General features: G+C 65.6%; 11 protein-coding genes and 1 tRNA gene. 5 read left to right on the top strand and 7 right to left on the bottom strand.

Annotated features, from left to right (window positions below; all coding sequences use genetic code 11):
- Positions 1–3 precede the first annotated feature (3 nt).
- Both C8N35_RS02205 and C8N35_RS02200 read left to right on the top strand, forming a co-directional pair.
- The gene (locus tag C8N35_RS02205; RefSeq protein WP_107987982.1) at positions 4–834 is read left to right on the top strand and encodes a universal stress protein; all 831 of its coding nucleotides are present in this window, start codon (positions 4–6) and stop codon (positions 832–834) included.
- A 439-nt stretch (positions 835–1,273) separates the two neighbouring features.
- Positions 1,274–3,781, top strand: a complete 2,508-nt coding sequence (locus tag C8N35_RS02200; protein WP_107987981.1) for a bifunctional acetate--CoA ligase family protein/GNAT family N-acetyltransferase — start codon at positions 1,274–1,276, stop codon at positions 3,779–3,781.
- Positions 3,782–3,802: 21 nt separating this feature from the next.
- Here the strand turns inward: C8N35_RS02200 and C8N35_RS02195 are convergent, their stop codons facing one another.
- A complete protein-coding gene (locus C8N35_RS02195) occupies positions 3,803–4,708 on the bottom strand; it encodes a hypothetical protein (RefSeq protein WP_107987980.1) in 906 nt (301 codons plus the stop codon).
- Positions 4,709–4,785: 77 nt separating this feature from the next.
- Complete coding sequence (locus C8N35_RS02190) at positions 4,786–6,336, bottom strand: bifunctional aminoglycoside phosphotransferase/ATP-binding protein (protein ID WP_245926625.1); 1,551 nt, start codon at positions 6,334–6,336, stop codon at positions 4,786–4,788.
- Between the two features lie 202 nt (positions 6,337–6,538).
- Here C8N35_RS02190 and C8N35_RS02185 point away from each other — a divergent pair, with 202 nt between their 5' ends.
- Both C8N35_RS02185 and C8N35_RS02180 read left to right on the top strand, forming a co-directional pair.
- Positions 6,539–6,919 (top strand): hypothetical protein, encoded by a 381-nt coding sequence (locus tag C8N35_RS02185; RefSeq protein WP_107987978.1) that lies wholly within the window; start codon positions 6,539–6,541, stop codon positions 6,917–6,919.
- A 123-nt stretch (positions 6,920–7,042) separates the two neighbouring features.
- Entirely contained in the window at positions 7,043–8,737 is a 1,695-nt protein-coding gene (locus C8N35_RS02180) for a thiamine pyrophosphate-binding protein (protein ID WP_107987977.1), read from the top strand.
- 266 nt (positions 8,738–9,003) lie between these two features.
- Here C8N35_RS02180 and C8N35_RS02175 read toward each other — a convergent pair.
- The 3 genes from C8N35_RS02175 to C8N35_RS02165 all read right to left on the bottom strand — a co-directional run bounded on the left by C8N35_RS02175 (position 9,004) and on the right by C8N35_RS02165 (position 10,672).
- A tRNA-His gene (locus tag C8N35_RS02175) sits at positions 9,004–9,080 on the bottom strand.
- Positions 9,081–9,263: 183 nt separating this feature from the next.
- On the bottom strand, positions 9,264–9,764 hold the full coding sequence (locus C8N35_RS02170; protein WP_107987976.1) for a phasin: 501 nt from the start codon (positions 9,762–9,764) through the stop codon (positions 9,264–9,266).
- 521 nt (positions 9,765–10,285) lie between these two features.
- On the bottom strand, positions 10,286–10,672 hold the full coding sequence (locus C8N35_RS02165; protein ID WP_107987975.1) for a phasin: 387 nt from the start codon (positions 10,670–10,672) through the stop codon (positions 10,286–10,288).
- A gap of 546 nt (positions 10,673–11,218) precedes the next feature.
- Between C8N35_RS02165 and C8N35_RS24130 the strand changes: the two genes are divergently transcribed.
- A complete protein-coding gene (locus tag C8N35_RS24130) occupies positions 11,219–16,123 on the top strand; it encodes an ATP-binding protein (protein ID WP_245926624.1) in 4,905 nt (1,634 codons plus the stop codon).
- A 151-nt stretch (positions 16,124–16,274) separates the two neighbouring features.
- Here the strand turns inward: C8N35_RS24130 and C8N35_RS02155 are convergent, their stop codons facing one another.
- Positions 16,275–17,663, bottom strand: coding sequence for a TRAP transporter large permease (locus C8N35_RS02155; protein ID WP_107987974.1), 1,389 nt, complete (start codon positions 17,661–17,663; stop codon positions 16,275–16,277).
- Positions 17,660–18,307: a TRAP transporter small permease subunit gene (locus C8N35_RS02150; RefSeq protein ID WP_107987973.1), complete on the bottom strand. Its 648-nt coding sequence runs from the start codon at positions 18,305–18,307 to the stop codon at positions 17,660–17,662. The genes C8N35_RS02155 and C8N35_RS02150 overlap by 4 nt, the downstream gene beginning before the upstream one ends.
- Between the last annotated feature and the right edge of the window lie 120 nt (positions 18,308–18,427).

Raw genomic sequence — 18,427 nt, 5'->3', positions numbered from 1 at the left:
CACATGGCATTGAAAGACATCACCACGCTTGTCGATCTGCGTGGACCCAAGAATGCGATGAATGTCGCGCTCGATCTGGCAGGCAGGACGGAGGCGCACGTTACCGGCCTCGCACTTGCCTACAACCCGGTCATGCCCGGCTATCTGATCGCGCCGATGCCTGCGGACTACCTGGAACAGGCCCGCAAGCAGTCGGAGGACGACGCCAAGGCCGCTTTGCAGGAATTCAACGCCGCGTCCGATCGCAACGGCGTGAAGTATGAAGGCCGTGTCGTGCAGATGGCCGGCGGCGGCGCCGCCGATCCCTTCATCGCCCAGTGCCGGCTTTCCGATCTGATCGTCATGGGCCAGTACGACGCCGAGCGCGGTGACGCCATCGGCGAGGTGCTGATCGAGGCCGCGCTGTTCGATTCCGGCGTGCCGGTCATGATCGTGCCTTACGCCGGCAAGCCGAAATTCTCCGCCGAGCATGTGATGATCGCCTGGGATGGCAGCGCCACGGCCGTTCACGCCATCCGCTCGTCCCTGCCGCTCCTCCAGCTCGCCGGCAAGATCACCGTCGTCATGGTCGACCGCGGCCAGAAGCGCGATGGCGAGCCGGGGGCCGAAGTCGCGACCTATCTCGCCCGCCACGGCTTCAAGGTGAACCTGGAAACCGTCGCCTCGCCCGACACCTCCGTCGCCGACGCGATGCTCAACTTCGTTTCCGACAATGGCGTCGACATGGTGGTCATGGGCGGCTACGGCCATTCGCGCATGCGCGAATTCGTCCTCGGCGGCGCCACCTACGGCATGCTGAAGTCCATGACCGTTCCGGTGGTGATGGCTCACTAGAGCATGTTCCGATCAGATTGAATCAGTCTGATCGACAAGCTCTCCCGGCACGCCGGCGAAGCAGACGTATAACGGCCCGTATTCCGGCAACCGGGGAAACCCGGCGGAAGAACGGGCCGTTTGTTTTTTTCGCGATGCGTCGCCAACCCGCGTCTCGCGTCAGGGGCATTTGTGGTGCCGCACGCCGACGGCATGACGGCGGTGATGCCCGCCCATCCACAAGCCGTTCACCTATCCGGTGTTTTGCGGTTGCGAGATCGCCGGAGCGTGCGCATCATGTGAGGCCGCGCGAATGTGTGCCCTCCCCGCGGTTTTCGAGTATCAGCGCACGCCGCCGCACGCGCATTCCGGATAGCGACCGGGGAACCCGGCCGGGTACTCCAACGGGTCCGGTCTTCGGCCTTCATCCCAACCGCCAACACGCTTCCCTTATAAAGCCATGACCATCATCAACCTCGACGGACTGCTCAAGCCGAAATCGATCGCGCTCGTCGGGCCCAACTATCTGGGCGAGGAGGAGCTGAGCTCGCTGCTGGAGCGCATCGCCGACAGCGGCTATGTCTCGCCCGTCACCCTGGTCGGCTTCGCGGATCCGCACGGCGCCTTTTCCGAGGTCGGCAGCCTCGATGACATGGACCAGATGCCGGACCTGGCGGTTCTGGCCTGCGGCCCCGAACGCGCGGCGCAGACCATCGCCAAGCTTGGAGCGGGCGGGACACGCGCGGCGGTGATGATCGCGTCGGGCTTCCAGGCATGGCCGGCGGAGACGCTGAAGGAAATTCTGGAAGCGGCGCGGCCCTACAATCTGCGCCTGATCGGACCGGGCAGCCTCGGCATCGCCTCGCCCAGTCATCGCCTGCAGGTGCATCTGTCGGTGGAAGAGGTGCCCGGCGGCGATCTTGCCATGGTCTCGCGTTCCGGCATCATCATGAATGCCACGCTCGCCTGGGCGGCCGCTCATGGCGTCGGCTTTTCCCATGTCGTCTCGCTCGGCGACCGCGCCGATGTCGATATCGCCGACCTGCTCGACTGGTTCACCGGCGATGTCGAGACCCGCGCCATCATGGTGCAGCTGGAATCGGTGAAGAACGCGCGCAAGTTCCTCTCCGCCGCGCGCGCCGCGGCGCGCGCCAAGCCGGTTGTCCTCATCCGTACCGGCGCCAGTACCGATGCGCCGGGCAAGGCGCTCACCAATGCCGGCCGGCTGGCGACCACGGACGCCGTCTACGATGCCGCTCTGATGCGCGCCGGCGTGCTGCGCGTGGGTGGCCTCGACGACATGTTCGACGCCGCCGAAACGGTGACCCGCGTCCATCCCAATCTTGGCCGCCGGCTCGCCATCATCGCCAACGGACGCAGCCTGGCGACGCTTGCCACCGACCGTATCGCCGATCTCGGCGGCGAGATCGCGCAGATCTCGGCGGTCACGGAAGAGGCCGTCCAGCCGCTGCTGCGGTCCGGGGGAGAGACGGAAAACCCGCTCATCATCTCTTCCAACGCGCCGCCGGAAACCTACACCCAGCTCATCAAGCTGCTGCTCGCCGACCGCAACGTCGATGGCATCGTGGTCGTCTCCGCGCCCACCGCGTTCGCCAACCCGTCCGCCACCGCCGCCGGCATCATCGCCGCCGCCGGGCGTCAGGTCGGCCAGCCGCGTGCCAAGAAGGCGGTCATCGCGGCGCTCGCCACAGCCGATCCCGCCCCCACCCGCCAGCTCGAGGCGGCCGGCATTCCCTGCTATCGCACCTCGGCGGAGGCCGTGCGCGCCTTCATGTATGTCGCGCGCTACAGCGAGGCGAAGAAGTTGCTGATGGCGAACCCGCCGAGCCTTCCCGCCGACTTCACCCCGCACACCGACGTGGCCCGTGCCATCGTCACGAATGTGCTGGCCGAACCGCGCACCTGGCTGGAGACGTCGGAATGCCGCGACGTGCTGGCCGCCTACGACATCGCCACCGGCCCGGCCCCCGCCATTCCGCGCAAGGCCGGCAGCAAGATCCCCGGCGAACTTTTCGCGGGCCTCGCCGACGATCCGACCTTCGGTCCGGTGATCGTCTTCGGTCCCGGTGGATCCGCCGTCGATTACGCGGACGACTATGGCCTCGATCTGGCGCCCCTCGATCTCAACCTCGCCGAGGCGCTGATCGCGCGAACCCGCATTTCCCGTCTCTTCAAGGATGCGGACGAGAACGAGCAGTCGCGCCGCATCCGTCACGCCATCGCGCTGGTGCTGGTCAAGCTCGCCCAGCTCGCCGTCGACATTCCCGAAATCCGCGAGATCGACCTCAACCCGTTCTACGTGGATGCCGACGGCAACGTGACGGTGACGGACATGCGCATCGCCGCCGCTCCGCCCAACATCGTGCCGGGCCGGCTTGCCACTTCGCGGCTGGCGATCCGCCCTTATCCCAAGGAATGGGAGCGCACGCTGGAACTGAAGGACGGCCGGCGCTTCTTCGTGCGCCCGGTCCGGCCCGACGACGAGGACAGCTTCAAGGCCTTCTTCCTGACCGTCAGCGCGGAAGATCTGCGCCTGCGTTTCTTCGCGCCGGTGCGCGACTTCTCGCACGCCTTCCTCGCCCGCCTGACCCAGCTCGACTATTCCCGCGCCATGGCGTTTTCCGCCTTCGACGCGTCGACCGGCGAAATGATGGGCGCGGTACGCCTCCACGCCGATCCCGATCACAAGACGGGCGAATACGCCATCATGGTGCGTTCGGAGCTGAAGGGCCGGGGGCTTGGCTGGATGTTGATGAATCTCATCATCGAGTACGCGGCCGGTGACGGCATCGAGACCATCACCGGCGAGGTCTTGAAGGAAAACACTACCATGCTGGACATGTGCCGCTCGCTCGGCTTCAAGATCCGGCCGTCATCCGACGACGAGGCCGTCTCGGTCGTCACCCTGTCGGTGGCTGATGCGCACATGGACGCGATGGTGCCGTAACCGCGTTCCGCGAGCGCTCGCTCATCCCTGCAAATACCCTTGCTGCTTCAGGAAAACCTTCAGCGTATCGGGATAGGACAGTTTTCGGCGCTCATTGTCGGCGCAGTCCGGCTTCGCCACGGGGCAGCTTTCGAAGCCCTCGTCGGCGTAGCCGCGATAGGCCGTCATCATCGTCTCCCATGCTTCGAACCCTTCGCCCAGAATGGCCTTTTCGGCGATCCAGCCGGTGAAGAAGCCGGGCGAGAAGTCGCGCGTCGCCTCCGCCAGCCGCGTTTCCATATCGGCAAGCCAGGCGCGGTGGACGGGCTCGAAAGCCGGATTGCGGCTCACATCCACGACCTTGCCCGCCTTCACGGCGTAAAGCGCGAGCGGTGCGGAAGAACAGGCGTAGCAGTCGAAGGCATAGAGGAAGGCGTTGTCGTAAGTGCGGAACTCCGCCTCGCCGTCGCCGTTCAGATCAACGAAACTGCCGCCCTCGCCGTCGAAGAAGCCGATCTCGACATCGCTCCATTTGCCGTCCTTGTCCGCGCTCGCCACATGCACCTGCGTGCAGCAATGGGCGCCGCCGGAAAAGGAGGTGAAGACCACCTCCGGCGTGTCGTTGGCCGGATCGATCTCCTGGATCTCGATCGTGCCTTGCGGCGTCTCCCAGCCGCTGGCGACGCCTTCGATGCGGACGGCCGAAGTGCCGTTGACCAGCACCTCAAGCAGCGGCGCCGACATGGCGGGATCGCTGCTGGAGGCGACCATTCCGACGCGGGCGGTAACCGTTCCGCTGCTGATCTCGGCGGCGGGTCGTGTGTCCGACAGCTCCGCACGTTGGGGCTCGCCCGCGAGGGCCGACAGGGGAGCGATGGAGCCGGCCGCGGTGCCGACAACGATGCCGACAAAGATGAATGCCCCGGTGATCGTTCGTTTCCCGCCCATGTCTGCCCCTCTTCGCGCTGGTCCCGATTGAGCCGCAGCTTAGAGCAGATTCGGCCCCTCCCGAAAGACCGGGCGCGCTACGCCTTCTCCAGTCCGGCCTTCACCCGGGCCAGTGTCTCTTCCGGCGTGCCCGAGGCGTCGACACGCGTCCAGGTGAGATCGCCCAGATCGTAGCCGAACTGGCGACGAAGCACGTCGATATCGGCATCGGAGGCATCGTTGACGCGGCCTGCCACCCGCGCCAGCGTGGTTTCCAGATCCGCCTCCAGCCAGAAACCGTGGCAGGGCACCTCCAGCTTGCGCGAAAGCGCTGCGATGTCCTCGCGCTCGCCCGGTGTGGCGAAGACCGCATCGACGATGACGCTGCGCCCTGCGGCGAGGGCCGCCGCCGCCTTTTCGCACAGCCGGGTGTAAACCTCCTGCGTCACCCCGGAATCGTAGGCATCCGGCGGCAGGTGCTCGGTGGGGTTCACCTCGAACAGCAGTTTGCGCTCCACGTCGGAGCGCAGGATCACCGCGCCCGGTGTCATGCCGAGGCCGGGTGCCAATGCGCGCGCGACCGTCGACTTGCCGGTTCCCGAAAGCCCGCCAATGGCAATGAGCACAGGGTCCACCGGTTCCAGAAAGCGCTCGGCGAAATGGAAATGGCTGACGGCATCCGCCTTGGCCGCCTCCGCCGCCTCGCCCGTCACATGGGCAAGGCGCGCGGCCGCCACCTTGGCGCGGATGCAGGCGCGCATCAGCATGAAGAAGGGCAGGGCGGTCAGGTCTTCCAGATCGGCCAGCCGATGGGTGTCGCTGAGATAGCGGTTCAGCAACCGGTTGGCATCGCGATCGAGCCCGCGCACGGAAAGATCCATCAGCGGGAAGGCGAGATCGTAGAGCACGTCGCCGGTCGCCACCCGGTCGTCGAATTCGATGGCGTCGAAGAGCACCGGCGTGCCGTCGATCAGCACGATGTTGCCCAGATGCGCATCGCCGTGGCAGCGCCGGATCCGCCCCGTGCGTCCGCGCTGGCGCAAGAGCGGCCGGATCCACGAGAGCATGGCGTTCGCCTCGGCGTTGAGCATGCGCACGCGTTCGGGCGGAAACAGCTCCGGCGCCGCCAGGAAGGCCGCGCGGTTCTGCTCCACATAATCTTCCAGATCGTCGATCCAGCGCTCCGCCGCGTCCTCGCCGACATCGGGCGCGCGGGCGTGCGATGCGGCGAATATGTCGGCGAGCGCCTCCGCCATGCCATCGGGCAGAGGTCCGTTCTCGGCCAGCCGGTCGAGCGTCTGCGTCTCGTCGAAACGGTTCATGCGAACCAGCCAGTCCACCGGCTCGCCCTTGCCGCCGATGGCAAGGCTTCCGTCCGCCTCGTGCGTTACCGCCACCACGTCGCGGTAGATCATCGGCGCGTTGGGCCGGTTGACCTCTATTTCGTGCTCGCACGCGGCCTTGCGCAGTTCCAGCGTGGAATAGTCAAGGAACGGGAACGTGACGGCGCGCTTCAGTTTCAGCGCCTGATCGCCCGCCAGAAACACCGCCGCGGCATGGGTGTCGATACGCGTGACCACCTCATCCGCCCCGTATGTGGACGGATTCTCGAGCAGGGCAAGCACCCTGGCTTGCGGGTCTTCGTTCAAATCGAAATACTCTCCCGTGTCCTGGCCGCCTCCCGCGATGGGGCGAAGACAATATTGAATGTCCATATGGGCGGCGCGTTGATTTTCATCAATGCCACTATGGACATTTGCGACAGTGTGATCTCATACATTTTAGATGACCTAGAGTAAAATGAATGAAAGTCGTCCGTTCGCGGCGGAAAAACTTGGAGGAGGAAACGCAATGAGTGCCCCGGTTTCCCTGAAGCGCGTCAGATTGAACCTGGCGCGCACCAAGGATCATCCCAATGGATCAAATCGCCATGGGTACGAATTCATAGCACCGCTGACGCAAACCGGCGAGATCGATCCGCAAGACTGGAAGATTCATCGCGAAAAGTGCCGGGTACGCCGGTTCTGGGGCGACGAGGAGGACGACATCGGCCATCTGGTACACCGGCCCGGCGGTTCCTGGGCGTTTCGATACGACATCGACGGCGACGAGGACGACGAGGCCGGGTATCGTTTCGCCGCCCACGCCTTCACGCCCGGCGAGTATGTCTCCATCCGCGATGACGACGGCGAACTGAACACATTTCAGGTGGTTACCGTGCAGGACCTGTAGGTCCTGCCATTCGCCGGTGAAAACGTGGCCTGGGGCCTTTTTCATTGCCATGCCAAAGATTCCCTCTGGCGTCGACGTGTCGGATTTCTATGATCCGGCTCAAACAATGACAGAGGGTGATTCATGATCGACGCATCGGGTGAGACCGGGAAGACCGTCCAGAAAACCGGAGGCCAGCTCCTTGTCGAGGCGCTGGAGGCGAATGGGGCCGAGCGGGTTTTCTGCGTCCCAGGTGAAAGCTATCTGGCCGTGCTCGACGCTCTGGTCGACGCGTCCATCCCCGTCACCGTCTGCCGCCAGGAGGGTGGGGCGGCGATGATGGCGGAGGCCTGGGGCAAGCTTTCCGGCAAGCCCGGCATCTGCATGGTCACCCGCGGCCCCGGCGCCACCAACGCCTCTGCCGGCATCCATGTGGCCCAGCAGGATTCCACGCCGATGATCCTCTTCGTCGGCCAGATCGAGCGCTCCATGCGCGGCCGCGACGCTTTCCAGGAAGTCGACTACACCAAGATGTACGGCTCCATCGCCAAGTGGGTGGCCGAGATCGAGGACGCCGCCCGCGTGCCTGAAATGGTGGCCCGCGCCTTTTCGATCGCCTGTTCCGGTCGCCCCGGTCCGGTCGTTCTGGCCCTTCCGGAAGACATGCTGGTGGAGATGGCCGCCGTGCGCCCCGTGCCGGCGAGCGTTGTGGAAACGCATCCCGGCCTCTCCCAGATGGCGGACCTGCAAAAGCGCCTGTGGCAGGCGAAGCGGCCGATCGTGATCGCCGGCGGTTCCGGCTGGTCGGAGGCCGCGGTGGAACGGCTGAAGCGTTTCGCGGAGCGCTTCGAGCTTCCCGTCGCCTGCTCCTTCCGTCGGCAGATGCTGTTCGACCACGCGCACCCCAACTATGCCGGCGATCTCGGCCTCGGCGTGAACCCGAAGCTCGTGGAGCGCATCAAGGCGTCCGATCTCGTGCTGCTCATCGGCGGGCGGCTGTCCGAGGTGCCGAGCCAGTCCTACACGCTGCTCGATATCCCGACCCCGTCCCAGGCGCTCGTCCATGTCCATGCGGGGGCGGAGGAACTGGGCCGCGTCTATCAGCCGGCGCTTGCCATTCATGCCTCGCCGGAGGCCTTCACCGCTGCGCTCGAAGGCGTGCAGCCGCCGATTTCCGTGCCCTGGTCGGCCGAGACGACGGTCGCCAACGAGGCCTACCGCGCCTGGTCCGACCAGCCGCCGCAAACGCAGGGTCCCCTGCAGATGGGCGAGGTGATGCTGTGGCTGCGCCATCATCTTTCCCCCGATGCCATCATGACCAACGGCGCGGGCAACTACGCCACCTGGCTGCACCGCTTCCACCGGTTCCGCAAATTCGGCACCCAGCTTGCGCCCACCTCCGGCTCCATGGGCTACGGCCTGCCGGCGGCGATCGCGGCCAAGCTGCGCCACCCGGATCGTGATGTGGTGTGCTTCGCCGGCGACGGCTGCCTGCAGATGACGATCAACGAACTTGGCACCGCCATGCAGGCGGACGCCGCCGTCATCATCATCTGCGTCGACAACGGCATCTACGGCACGATCCGCATGCATCAGGAGCGCGAATATCCCGGTCGCGTTTCGGCGACGAAGATGGTGAACCCGAATTTCGCGGACCTCATCCGCACCTATGGCGGCTATGGCGAGACAGTGCGCGAAACGGCCGAATTCGGTCCCGCCTTCGAGCGTGCCCGTGCCTCGGGCAAACTCGCGCTTCTGCATCTCCATCTCGATCCGGAAGTGATCACGCCGACGATGACACTGAGCGAGATTCGCAAGAAGGCGCAGGAAAAGGCGTAAGGAGAGGGGAAGCCCGCAGGCTCGCTCCCCTTGTCTCACCTCTCCCATCGGGGAGGCCGCAGCGACGAAGGTCCGGGAGAGGGAAGAGAGGACCCCTCTCCGTTTCCACGACAAAGCGGTAGCCTTCTTCCTGCGCGGGAGAGGGCGCTGCCATGGCTGCGTCGTGCGTTGTCGCGCGCCGCATCGCGTGCCGCGCATTTGCCAACGTCCAACCCGGCCGCGCCTTTCGGGCACGTCCGTGAACAACGCGAAATGTCGAGGGAGAATGGTACCGCCTCCCCGGATCGAACGGGGGACCTCTAGATCCACAATCTAGCGCTCTAACCGACTGAGCTAAGGCGGCGCGAAGTGAGCGGACCATATGGAGTTTCGTTTTCGATTTCAAGAGCCCACTGGCGCGATTTTCAGCCAGTTGTGCATAGTCCGGCTTCAAACGGAAAACGCCCGGGAACCTGGGGCATAACCTCAGGCTTCCGGGCGTTTACTGGTCTCACCTACGGGCGGGCAGAGCCCGTGTGCGGCCAATTCAGGCGGTCTTGAAGTCCTTGACGGCCTTGCCGAAGGCGTCCTTCATCGGCTCGGAAATGTCGCTGGCGAACTTGCCGGCGATTTCCTGCATGTCCTTGGCCTGCTTCGACATGGTGTCGAACTGGCTGCGGGCGAAGGAGCTCTGCAGCTCGATCGCTTCGGAAAGCGACTTGGCGCCGACCAGCGACTTCATGAAATCGTAGGTCGCGTCGGTGTTGGTCTTGGCGGCGTCCAGCGCACGCATATTGAATTCGACGACGCCCTGGCGGGTGGTTTCGTAGCTGTCTTCGATCATGTCGGTTGCCTCCTCGGCAGCGGATTTGAATTTCTCGTAAGCCTCACGCGACTGGTTGAGGCCCTTTTCGGTCATCTCGCGCACGGCGGCCGGCATTTCCATCTTCTGCATGGAGAAAGCCTCGAAGCCCGGCGCGGACGAAGCGGACGCCTTGCTGGCGGTGCGCGTCTTGGGTGTGGTGCTTTCGGTCTTGGCTGCGGTCATAATCATTGCTCCTATTGACTTTTTGGTGCCCGGTGAACTCTCGCCCGGCCGGTTTTTTCCGGCCGATATTTCCGGCGATCGGTGGCCCCGGGCAATTGGCGGGCCGGTTCCCTCGTCCGGCGGGTTTCGCGTCCAAATGGGACGCCCCGAAGTGGCAGGCGTTTGGTTCAACGCGTGCCGCCGTGTCCGGAAAGGTCCGACATCCGGCGTTCCGGCTCAGTCGTGTGGCCGTTGCCTGTGCGGTCGGCCCGTCACCCTTACATGAGCCAAGATAATCATTTTTTGCTGCAATGCAACAAAAATATTGCAACGCACCATAAATTTCGCGCAACTAATGGATTTTCAACACCCTTTTCCCTCGCCCGGCCAAGGCCGGACTGGCGGATCTCGCAGGAAGAACTGGCGAATCCCTCAGGAAGCAAGGAGACATCAGGGGCGGGCTGGGCACCCGGTGGCCCTGGCGGCCCGTGTCTGAACGGGTCGCCGAAGGCGAGTGGTCGTGTGTCTGCGCGCGCGTTCGCTCAGCTGTCGGTGCCCTTGCGACCGACGTCGCCGGCGGTGCGTGCCGCGCTCTCGCTCAGATCGCGCGCCTGTTCGCCAAGCGCTTCCATCTGGGCCTTGAGATAGTCGCTCTGCAGCTGGAAGATCTCCTGCACGTCGTTGGCACGCACGATCTTCTGCGCGAGCTGGAAGGCCGCGTCCACGTGCTCCTCTGCGTAGTCGAGCGCCTTCTTGTTCATGCCGAGCGAGCCGGATTGGGCCGCGTTGGTCTGCTCTTCCACGCGACCGACGGCCTTCTGCGTCGCGTCCATGAACGTATCGAAGGCCTTGCGTGCCTGGTCGACGCTCTTTTCGGCGAACTCGCGCATCTGCTCGGGGATCTCGAAATCGGACTTCGGCGTCGTCATGGAAGGCTCCTTTCAGCGCTCTAAATCAGGTATCCGAAAGCGCGGGCGGTTCGGCCCGGGCGACGGTTGGCAAAGCGATACATGCAAACAACCGCCGCCTGCCTGCGGCGTGTCGAAGGGTTTCCGGCGGCGGGCGATTGAAACTGCCCGATCCTGAACGGGTATGCTGCGTCACCGGCGGCGCGAACGCAACGCATATCGCGTCATTATACGCATGGGGCCATTTCGGCGCCTCTACAATAAGCGACCATAGTGGTTCCGCATGACGCAACGGCGACAAATACGGGTTAACCACACCTGCAACGAGGACTTGAGATCGCACATCTGCGCATGGACCCTGATAGGGATTCCGGTTATTAACAATGCGTTAATACGGTAACAGCCAGGCCGTCGCGCAGGTCTCTCCTTTCGGGGAGAAAATCTGTCCTTTCTGCGGGGGGAAGGACGTCGGATCACCGCTGAGGCCGGCGGTGGGCGACGGGCGGCAGGCAAGACCCGGGACGGAAATCGCATCCAGCGAAATGCAGGGGCGGAGTTGCTGCAGCAATGAACGCGTACGGCCGGACCTTTATCGAAATCAGTGCCTTGCCGGCAGTGGCCGGGTTGATCGCGGAAACGCGGCCGGCTTGGGTATGGTCGCATGACGGCCGACGCATCCTGTGGGCGAATGCCGCCGGCGTGCGGTTTTTCCGCGAACATTCCATGGCCGCGCTTCTGGCGCGTTCGCTGGCCGACACCGCACCCGCCCGCCGGCATCTGGAGCGCCTGGCGCGCGGCTCCGGCGAGCGCGACACGCTTGAGCGGTTGCGCTTTTTCATCGGTGCGCGCGCCGTCCAGCTCACCGCTCTCGCCCGTGCTCTCGACCTTTCCGGCGGCACGCGCGCCGCGCTGGTCGTGGCGAGCGACACCCGTCTCGATATCGCAAACCCGACCGGGGATTTCTGCGAAATGCTGGCCGACGAAGACACGTCCGCCCTGCTGATCGCGGCCGACGGATCGCTTGTCGCCGGTGCCGGCGTCCTGGCGGATGGCGCACAAGATATCGCGCTGGAACAGACCGCGGATGGCGAATGCCGCCTGCGCATCGGCACACGCTTGTTTGCCGGCGAATGCGCGGATCTCGATGCCGCCGGCCCGGCCGCCCGGCTTGTGATCGCCAACGCCACGCCGCTGCCCGAAAAAACGCCTGAAAATATCGGGGCCGAGGTGAAAGCCACACGCGGCGAGACGCCGGCCGAGGCCGAAGCCGCCGCCGAAACCACCGCTGAAACCGTCATGTCCGGGGCCACAACGCCGCAAGCCCTCAAGGAAGAGCCCGCGGATGCGCCCAGGACGTCTGGGGCCGCAGTGGAGGGGGCTTCGCCGCAATCCTCACACGAAGACACGCCGCATGAGGGTTCGCAGCGCACCGTTGCGACGTCCAGTCTCCCGCGCGCGTTCTTTCCCTGGAACCGGTTCCTGAAAAGCCAGCCCACGGGCGAGGCGGCGGCCGAGCAGCCCGAAAGCCCGGAAAGCCAAAGCCCGGAAAGCCAAAGCTCGTATACCCTAAGTCCGGATACCCTAAGTCCGCGGAGCGGACCCTTTGCGTCCCCGGATGCCGCGCCGGGCGCGCGGGCGATGTCCAGCGCGCTGGTCGAACGTCTCGCCCAGAGCGAAGAGGATCTGATCGCCGAGGCCCGCGCCGCCAAGCAGACCCTGATCGAGACTGCGCGGATGCCGGATCAGCCGCAGTCCGTGGATGCCGTGTCGGAAAAGGGCGTGGATGACGAGGGGCAAGGGCCCGCGTCTGCTGGTGTCGTGGATCGACAAGAGCCGGAAACCGGTGAAAAGCCCGAGGATACAGGCGCGAATGCGGCGGACCTCTCCGCGCACGCGCACGATGAGATGTCCGGGACGCGCGATGTCGCGACCGAAGGCGATACCGATCCGCATGCTGACGTCGAACCCGTTTCGGAGCCGGACGAGGACGCGCCGGCGGATGTCTTCCGCGCCGAGGAGCCTGCCCCCATTCCCGCCTTTGAGTTCGACAATGACGGCCGGCCCGTGCGCTTCGTCTGGCAGATGAACGTCGATCACATTTTCACCGGGGTCTCTCCGGAGCTTGCGCAGGTGATTGGCCCGGAAGCGGCCGATATCGTCGGGCGCAGCTGGGAGGAAGTGGCCGACAGGCTTGATCTTGACCCGCACGGCCGTGTCGCTGCCGCACTTGGCCGGCGCGATACCTGGAGCGGCGTCACCGTGGAATGGCCGGTGACCGACAACCCAGTCGCAGTGCCGGTCGATCTCGCGGCGCTGCCGGCCTTCGACCGTTTCCGTCAGTTCGAAGGATATCGCGGCTTCGGTGTCTGCCGTCCGGCCGACGCGGCCGCCATGGAGCGCATGAACGCGCCCGCCTCAGCGGATGCCGTCACCGGCGAGCCTGAGGCGCGGGAGAGCGTTCCCGAAGATGAGCCCGGCCTTGATGAGGCTCGCGTCGAAGAGGCGGGATCTGAAAGCGCTGCTCGCGATGGCGTGGATTCCGGTGAAATCGTATCCCCGCAAGAGGCCGAACCGGGCGAGGAAAAGCCGGACGCGTTGAGCTCGCAAGCGGAAGCCGAAGCGGCGCCGGAAGCCGAGGCGGGCAAGGCGGAAGTGGAAGTGGCGCCGCGCAGCGAAGCTGTCGCGATGGCGGCGGCCGCGGCGGCGACCATTGCCGGTGCCGGCCTGCTCGCGCATGAAACGCATGCGCAAGACCCGGCCGGGGACACGCCTGAAGAGCCGGTCGAGGAAACGCCGGAAGAAACGGCTCCGCCCGCGGCGGATGCGGTCTTGCAGGAAACGCCGGCCGAGGCGAGGACGGAAACGCCCGACCCGGCGCTGGCCGAAGTCACCGAGGCCCCGCAGCCGTCGGCGAGCGTGACGGAGCTTCCCGCTCCCGTCCAGCAGCCGTCTCCCGCTTACGGCATCTATCACGACCCTTCCGGTTCGATGCCGCAATGGGGCCTCCCGGAAGCCGCCAATTCGCAGGAATACGTCGCGAAAGTGCGGGAAAGCCTTCCGCAGGAGGATGGGCCCGCCGTCGAAGACACCGCGCCGGGTGACGCCGCCGCTTGCGGCGAGGAGGCTCCCGTGCCGGATGTCGCCGCGCGCGATACGGATGCCGGCCCGCCTGCGGCGCTTTCGCCCGTGATCATCATCGACACCACCGCGCGTGCAGAAGCTGACGCAGGTGACGTGTCGCAGGCAGAACCGGCGCGGGAGGTCTCAGAAGAAAGCGATGCCGAAAGCGTCGTGGAGACGGTGGACGCCGACGAGCCGTCCGATAGCGCGGCTGCCGACACTCAGAAGCCCGACGCTCTTGCGGACGAAGCCGCCGCGGGCGGGGAGAGCGCGGAAGAGACTGCCGTGACCGGGCCCGCCGAGACGGACGCGCCCGACGAGGCGCAAGCGGATGCGGACGTGTCGGATGTGTCTGGGCCCGCAGATGCGGGCGAGGGCGAGGCGGAGCCGATGCTGCCGATGGGCGAACTCGCGCCCGCAGCGGACGCGGACGTCGCAGACGCCAGTATCACGGACGCCAGTATCACGGACGCAAGTATTACGGGCGCCGGCATCGTGGATGATGGAGCCGATATCGCGTCCGAGGCCGATCCGCAGGCCGAGCCCGATGGCGAGGCGGACGGCGAGAGTTTTGCCGAAACCGTGGTTCGACTGGCCGAACGCCAGGTGATCCCGCCCGACAGCCAGCTCACCCGGCCCGAGCGCGAGGCCTTCCGCAAGATCGCCGAGGCGCTTGGCGCGCGCATCGATGAGACCAACAGGCCCGGCGACGAGCCTGCCGGCACCGGCGTGCCGCCCATCCCGATGCCCATCGCGCCGCGCCCCAAGCCGCGCGAGCGGGAAGAACGGCGCGAAACCGAGGGCGCGCAGGCCGCTGCCATCCATCCGCGTCTGCTCGACCGTCTGCCCATCGGCGTCGCCATCGTGCGCGACCGCGATGTGGAATACGCCAACCGCTCGCTTCTGAAGCTGCTGGGCTATGCCGATCTTGAGGCGCTGGCGGAAGCCGGCGGTCTGGAGGCGTTGTTCGCGCCGCCCGATGAATGGCCGCCCGAACCCGCCGGCAGCGCCACCATCGAACGCGCGCTCTGCGTGCGGGCGAGTGACGGCAGCCTGCGTCCGGTCGATGCCTTCATGCACACCGTTCCCTGGAAAACGGGCAGCGGATTGATGATCTCGCTGCGCGAAAAGCGGGACAACGTTGCGGAAGAGGCCAGCCTCGCACCCGAGCCCGCACCCAGGCTTGTTGCCGTGCCCGATCCGGAGCGGGGGGGCGAGCGGGCCAATGAACGCATCGCGGAACTGGAAGCCATCCTGGAGACGGCGACGGACGGCGTCATCGTGCTCGACGCCGACGGCCGCATCCTCTCCGTCAACCGGTCCGCCGAAGCGCTCTTCAACGCCTCGCGCCAGATGATGTCGGGTTCCATGATCACCGACTATCTGGCGCCGGAAAGCCATCGCTCCGCGCTCGATTATCTTGACGGGCTCGCCCGCAACGGCGTCGCCAGCGTGCTGAATGACGGGCGCGAGGTGATCGGCCAGCTCGCCAGCGCCGGCGGGCTCATCCCGCTCTTCATGACCATCGGCCGCATCGGTCAGCGGGCATCGAAGGAGAACGCCAAGTTCTGCGCGGTGCTGCGCGACATCACCCAGTGGAAAAAGGCGGAAGAAGAGCTCACCACCGCCAAGCGCCAGGCCGAGAACGCGTCTTCGCAGAAGTCGGATTTCCTCGCCAAGATCAGCCACGAGATCCGCACGCCCCTGAACGCCATCATCGGCTTTTCAGAAGTGATGATGGACGAGCGCTTCGGCGCCGTCGGCAATGAGCGTTACAAGGACTATCTCAAGGACATCCACGCCTCCGGCTCGCACCTTCTGAGCCTGATCAACGACCTGCTGGATCTCTCCAAGGTCGAGGCCGGCAAGTTCGAACTGGCCTTCGAGGCGGTGCCGATCAACGACGTGCTGCGCGACTGCGTCGCCCTGATGCAGCCCCAGGCCAACCGCGACCGGGTCATCATCCGCACGTCTCTGCCCGGCGCCGTGCCCAAGGTCGTCGCCGACCCGCGCTCGGTCCGCCAGATCGTGCTGAACCTGCTGTCGAACGCCATCAAGTTCAACCAGACCGGCGGTCAGGTCATCGTCTCCACCGCACTGGAGCCGACGGGTGAGGTGGTGATGCGGGTGCGCGACACCGGCATCGGCATGTCGCGAAAGGACATCGAGGCGGCGCTTGAACCTTTCCGTCAGCTCCACACCGCACGGCTCGGCGGCGGTACCGGCCTCGGCCTGCCGCTCACCAAGGCGCTGGTGGAAGCCAACCGCGCGGGCTTTTCCATCGACAGCGAGCCCAACCAGGGCACAATGGTGGAGATCACCTTCCCCTCGCAGCGGGTGCTGGCGGAGTAGGGAAAGCGATAGGTGAGGGAAGCGGAGCGCGCTTTTGCGCGCACTGATTTGCCGGATTCCGGATCGGCGCGCGGCTTGCGCCTCGCTGGTCCGGAACAAGGGCGAGCGGGGGCTCGCCTCGGCTTTTGGCTTCAACTCACCCCTTGCCCCCTCACATCATCGACGGCAGCCAGGTCACGATGCCCGGGAACGCCAGAAGCCCGGCGATCGTCAGGATATCGGCGATGAAGAAGGGAATGCAGCCGCGGAAGACCTCCTGCACCGGGATGTCCGGCCTGACCCCTGCGACCACGAAGCAGTTGAGCCCTATCGGCGGGGTGATCAGGCACAGCTCGGCCATTTTCACGACCAGGATGCCGAACCAGATCGAGCACGCCTCGCCCGACATGCCGAAGGCGCTGTCGGCAGCCGAGACGAACTCGCCGCCGTTCAACGCGATCACCGCCGGATAGACCACAGGCAGCGTCAGGATCAGCATGCCGATCGCGTCGATGAACATGCCCAGCACCGCGTAGGCGCACAGGATCAGCACCAGCGTCAGCATCGGGCTGTGCGGCAGCGAGACGACGAAATCGCGGAAGGCGTCGGGAAGGCCCGCAAAGCCCAGGAACCGCACGTAGCACAACACGCCCCAGATCAGCGTGAAGATCATCACCGCGAGCTTCGCCGTCTCGTGCAGCGCCTGGCCGAGCTGCTTGAGCCGCATGCCCTTGACGAAGGCCGTCACCAGAACGACGAAGGCGCCGAGCGATCCGGCCTCCGTCGGCGTCGCGGCGAAGCTGTAGCCGCCGATTTCAATGCCAAAGAGCGAGATGAAGATGATCGCGACGACCGCGAAGATCGGCAATGTGCCGGGAATGGAGGCGAAGCGCTCGCCCCAGGTGAACCCCTTGATCGCCGGCGCATCGCCCCGCCAGGCCGCCATGCCGACGATGATCGCGACATAGACGAGGGCGGAATAGATCCCGGGCACGAAACCGGCGATCAGCAGTTTGCCGACCGACTGTTCCACCAGAATGGCGTAGATGACCAGGATCGCGGAGGGCGGGATCAGCGAGGCGAGTGTGCCGCCCGCAGCCACCACAGCCGCCGATAGCCGCTTGGAATAGCCCACGGCCAGCATTTCGGGAATGGCGACACGGGCGAAGACTGCGGCGGTGGCCACACTCGCGCCCGAGACGGCGGCAAAGCCGGCCGTGGCGAAGATCGTGCCCACCGCCATGCCGCCCGGCAGCCAGCCGAGCCAACGTTTGGATGCCTCGAAAAGCTGCCGCGTCAGGCCCGCATAGAAGGCCAGAAAGCCGATCAGGATGAAGGTCGGCAGTACCGACAGCGAATAGGTGACGGATTTGGAATGCGGGATCGTGCCCGCCATCTTCAGCGCCGTGATGAAACCGCGCTCGAATCCCATCCGCATCGAAAACACGGCGATCAGCCCGACGACGCCGACAAAGGCGGCGGCGAAGGCGACGCGAACGCCGATAACGACAAGGACCAGCAGCACGCCGGTCATGAGCAGTCCGACCTCGAAAGGTGTCATCGCGCGGCATCCCCCTTGCCGGTTTCCTCATCCGCCTCGTCGCCCAGGGTCTCCTCGATCTCGTGGCGCGCCGTCTCCGTAACGTCCACCACGACGGGAACGTCGATGGGCATGCGTGTCGGATCGACGATGAGGCGCCAGTATCCGACGAGCTGCAGCACCAGGCGCAGGACCAGAAGGCTCAGCGCCACCGGCACCAGCAGCTTCGAAGGCCAGGTCGGAAGGTTGATGTCGATGGTCGAGTCGCCGATCGTCCAGGCCCGGTAGAAGTGGAACCAGGAGCCGTAATCGAGCGCCAGGACGACGGCGAGAATGACGAGAACGCCCATAAACTCGGCGATCCATATGGCCCGCCCCGACAGCATGCCGAGCAGCATTTCCATGCGGATATGTCCGCCGACCCGCTGGCAGTAGGCGATGCCGAGAAAGGTGAACACGGCCATCGCCTGCTCGGTGATGTCGATGAAGCCCGGCACCGGCTGGTTCAGGAAGGTGCGGGCGAAGATCTGCACCACCGCCAGCAGCATCAGCGCCATGATGCTGGCCGCCGCGATGAGATTGAAGACGTCTTCGATATGCGCGAGCGTGCCGGAGAGAACCCGGTAGGTCGCGGCGTCTCCGTTGGGCTTTTCAGGTTGGGTCATGCTGGATGCGTGCCTGACGGTTCGTACGCTTTTGAAAAGGGGATGCCGGAAAAGTTGGCCAGACAGGTTTGCTGGACAGGGGGCGGCGGCAAGGAGTTGTGCCGGGTTCCGCTCTCACCA

This window comes from Breoghania corrubedonensis (genome assembly GCF_003053845.1).
Lineage (GTDB): Bacteria > Pseudomonadota > Alphaproteobacteria > Rhizobiales > Stappiaceae > Breoghania > Breoghania corrubedonensis.
This window is presented reverse-complemented; position numbering and strand designations above follow the sequence as displayed.

Excerpts from the sequence above, each read along its gene's own strand:
- C8N35_RS02205 (WP_107987982.1), top strand. The coding sequence starts at position 4 with ATGGCATTGAAAGACATCACCACGCTTGTCGATCTGCGTGGACCCAAG.
- C8N35_RS02200 (WP_107987981.1), top strand. The coding sequence starts at position 1,274 with ATGACCATCATCAACCTCGACGGACTGCTCAAGCCGAAATCGATCGCG.
- C8N35_RS02195 (WP_107987980.1), bottom strand. The coding sequence starts at position 4,708 with ATGGGCGGGAAACGAACGATCACCGGGGCATTCATCTTTGTCGGCATC.
- C8N35_RS02185 (WP_107987978.1), top strand. The coding sequence starts at position 6,539 with ATGAGTGCCCCGGTTTCCCTGAAGCGCGTCAGATTGAACCTGGCGCGC.
- C8N35_RS02180 (WP_107987977.1), top strand. The coding sequence starts at position 7,043 with ATGATCGACGCATCGGGTGAGACCGGGAAGACCGTCCAGAAAACCGGA.
- C8N35_RS02170 (WP_107987976.1), bottom strand. The coding sequence starts at position 9,764 with ATGACCGCAGCCAAGACCGAAAGCACCACACCCAAGACGCGCACCGCC.
- C8N35_RS02165 (WP_107987975.1), bottom strand. The coding sequence starts at position 10,672 with ATGACGACGCCGAAGTCCGATTTCGAGATCCCCGAGCAGATGCGCGAG.
- C8N35_RS24130 (WP_245926624.1), top strand. The coding sequence starts at position 11,219 with ATGAACGCGTACGGCCGGACCTTTATCGAAATCAGTGCCTTGCCGGCA.
- C8N35_RS02155 (WP_107987974.1), bottom strand. The coding sequence starts at position 17,663 with ATGACACCTTTCGAGGTCGGACTGCTCATGACCGGCGTGCTGCTGGTC.
- C8N35_RS02150 (WP_107987973.1), bottom strand. The coding sequence starts at position 18,307 with ATGACCCAACCTGAAAAGCCCAACGGAGACGCCGCGACCTACCGGGTT.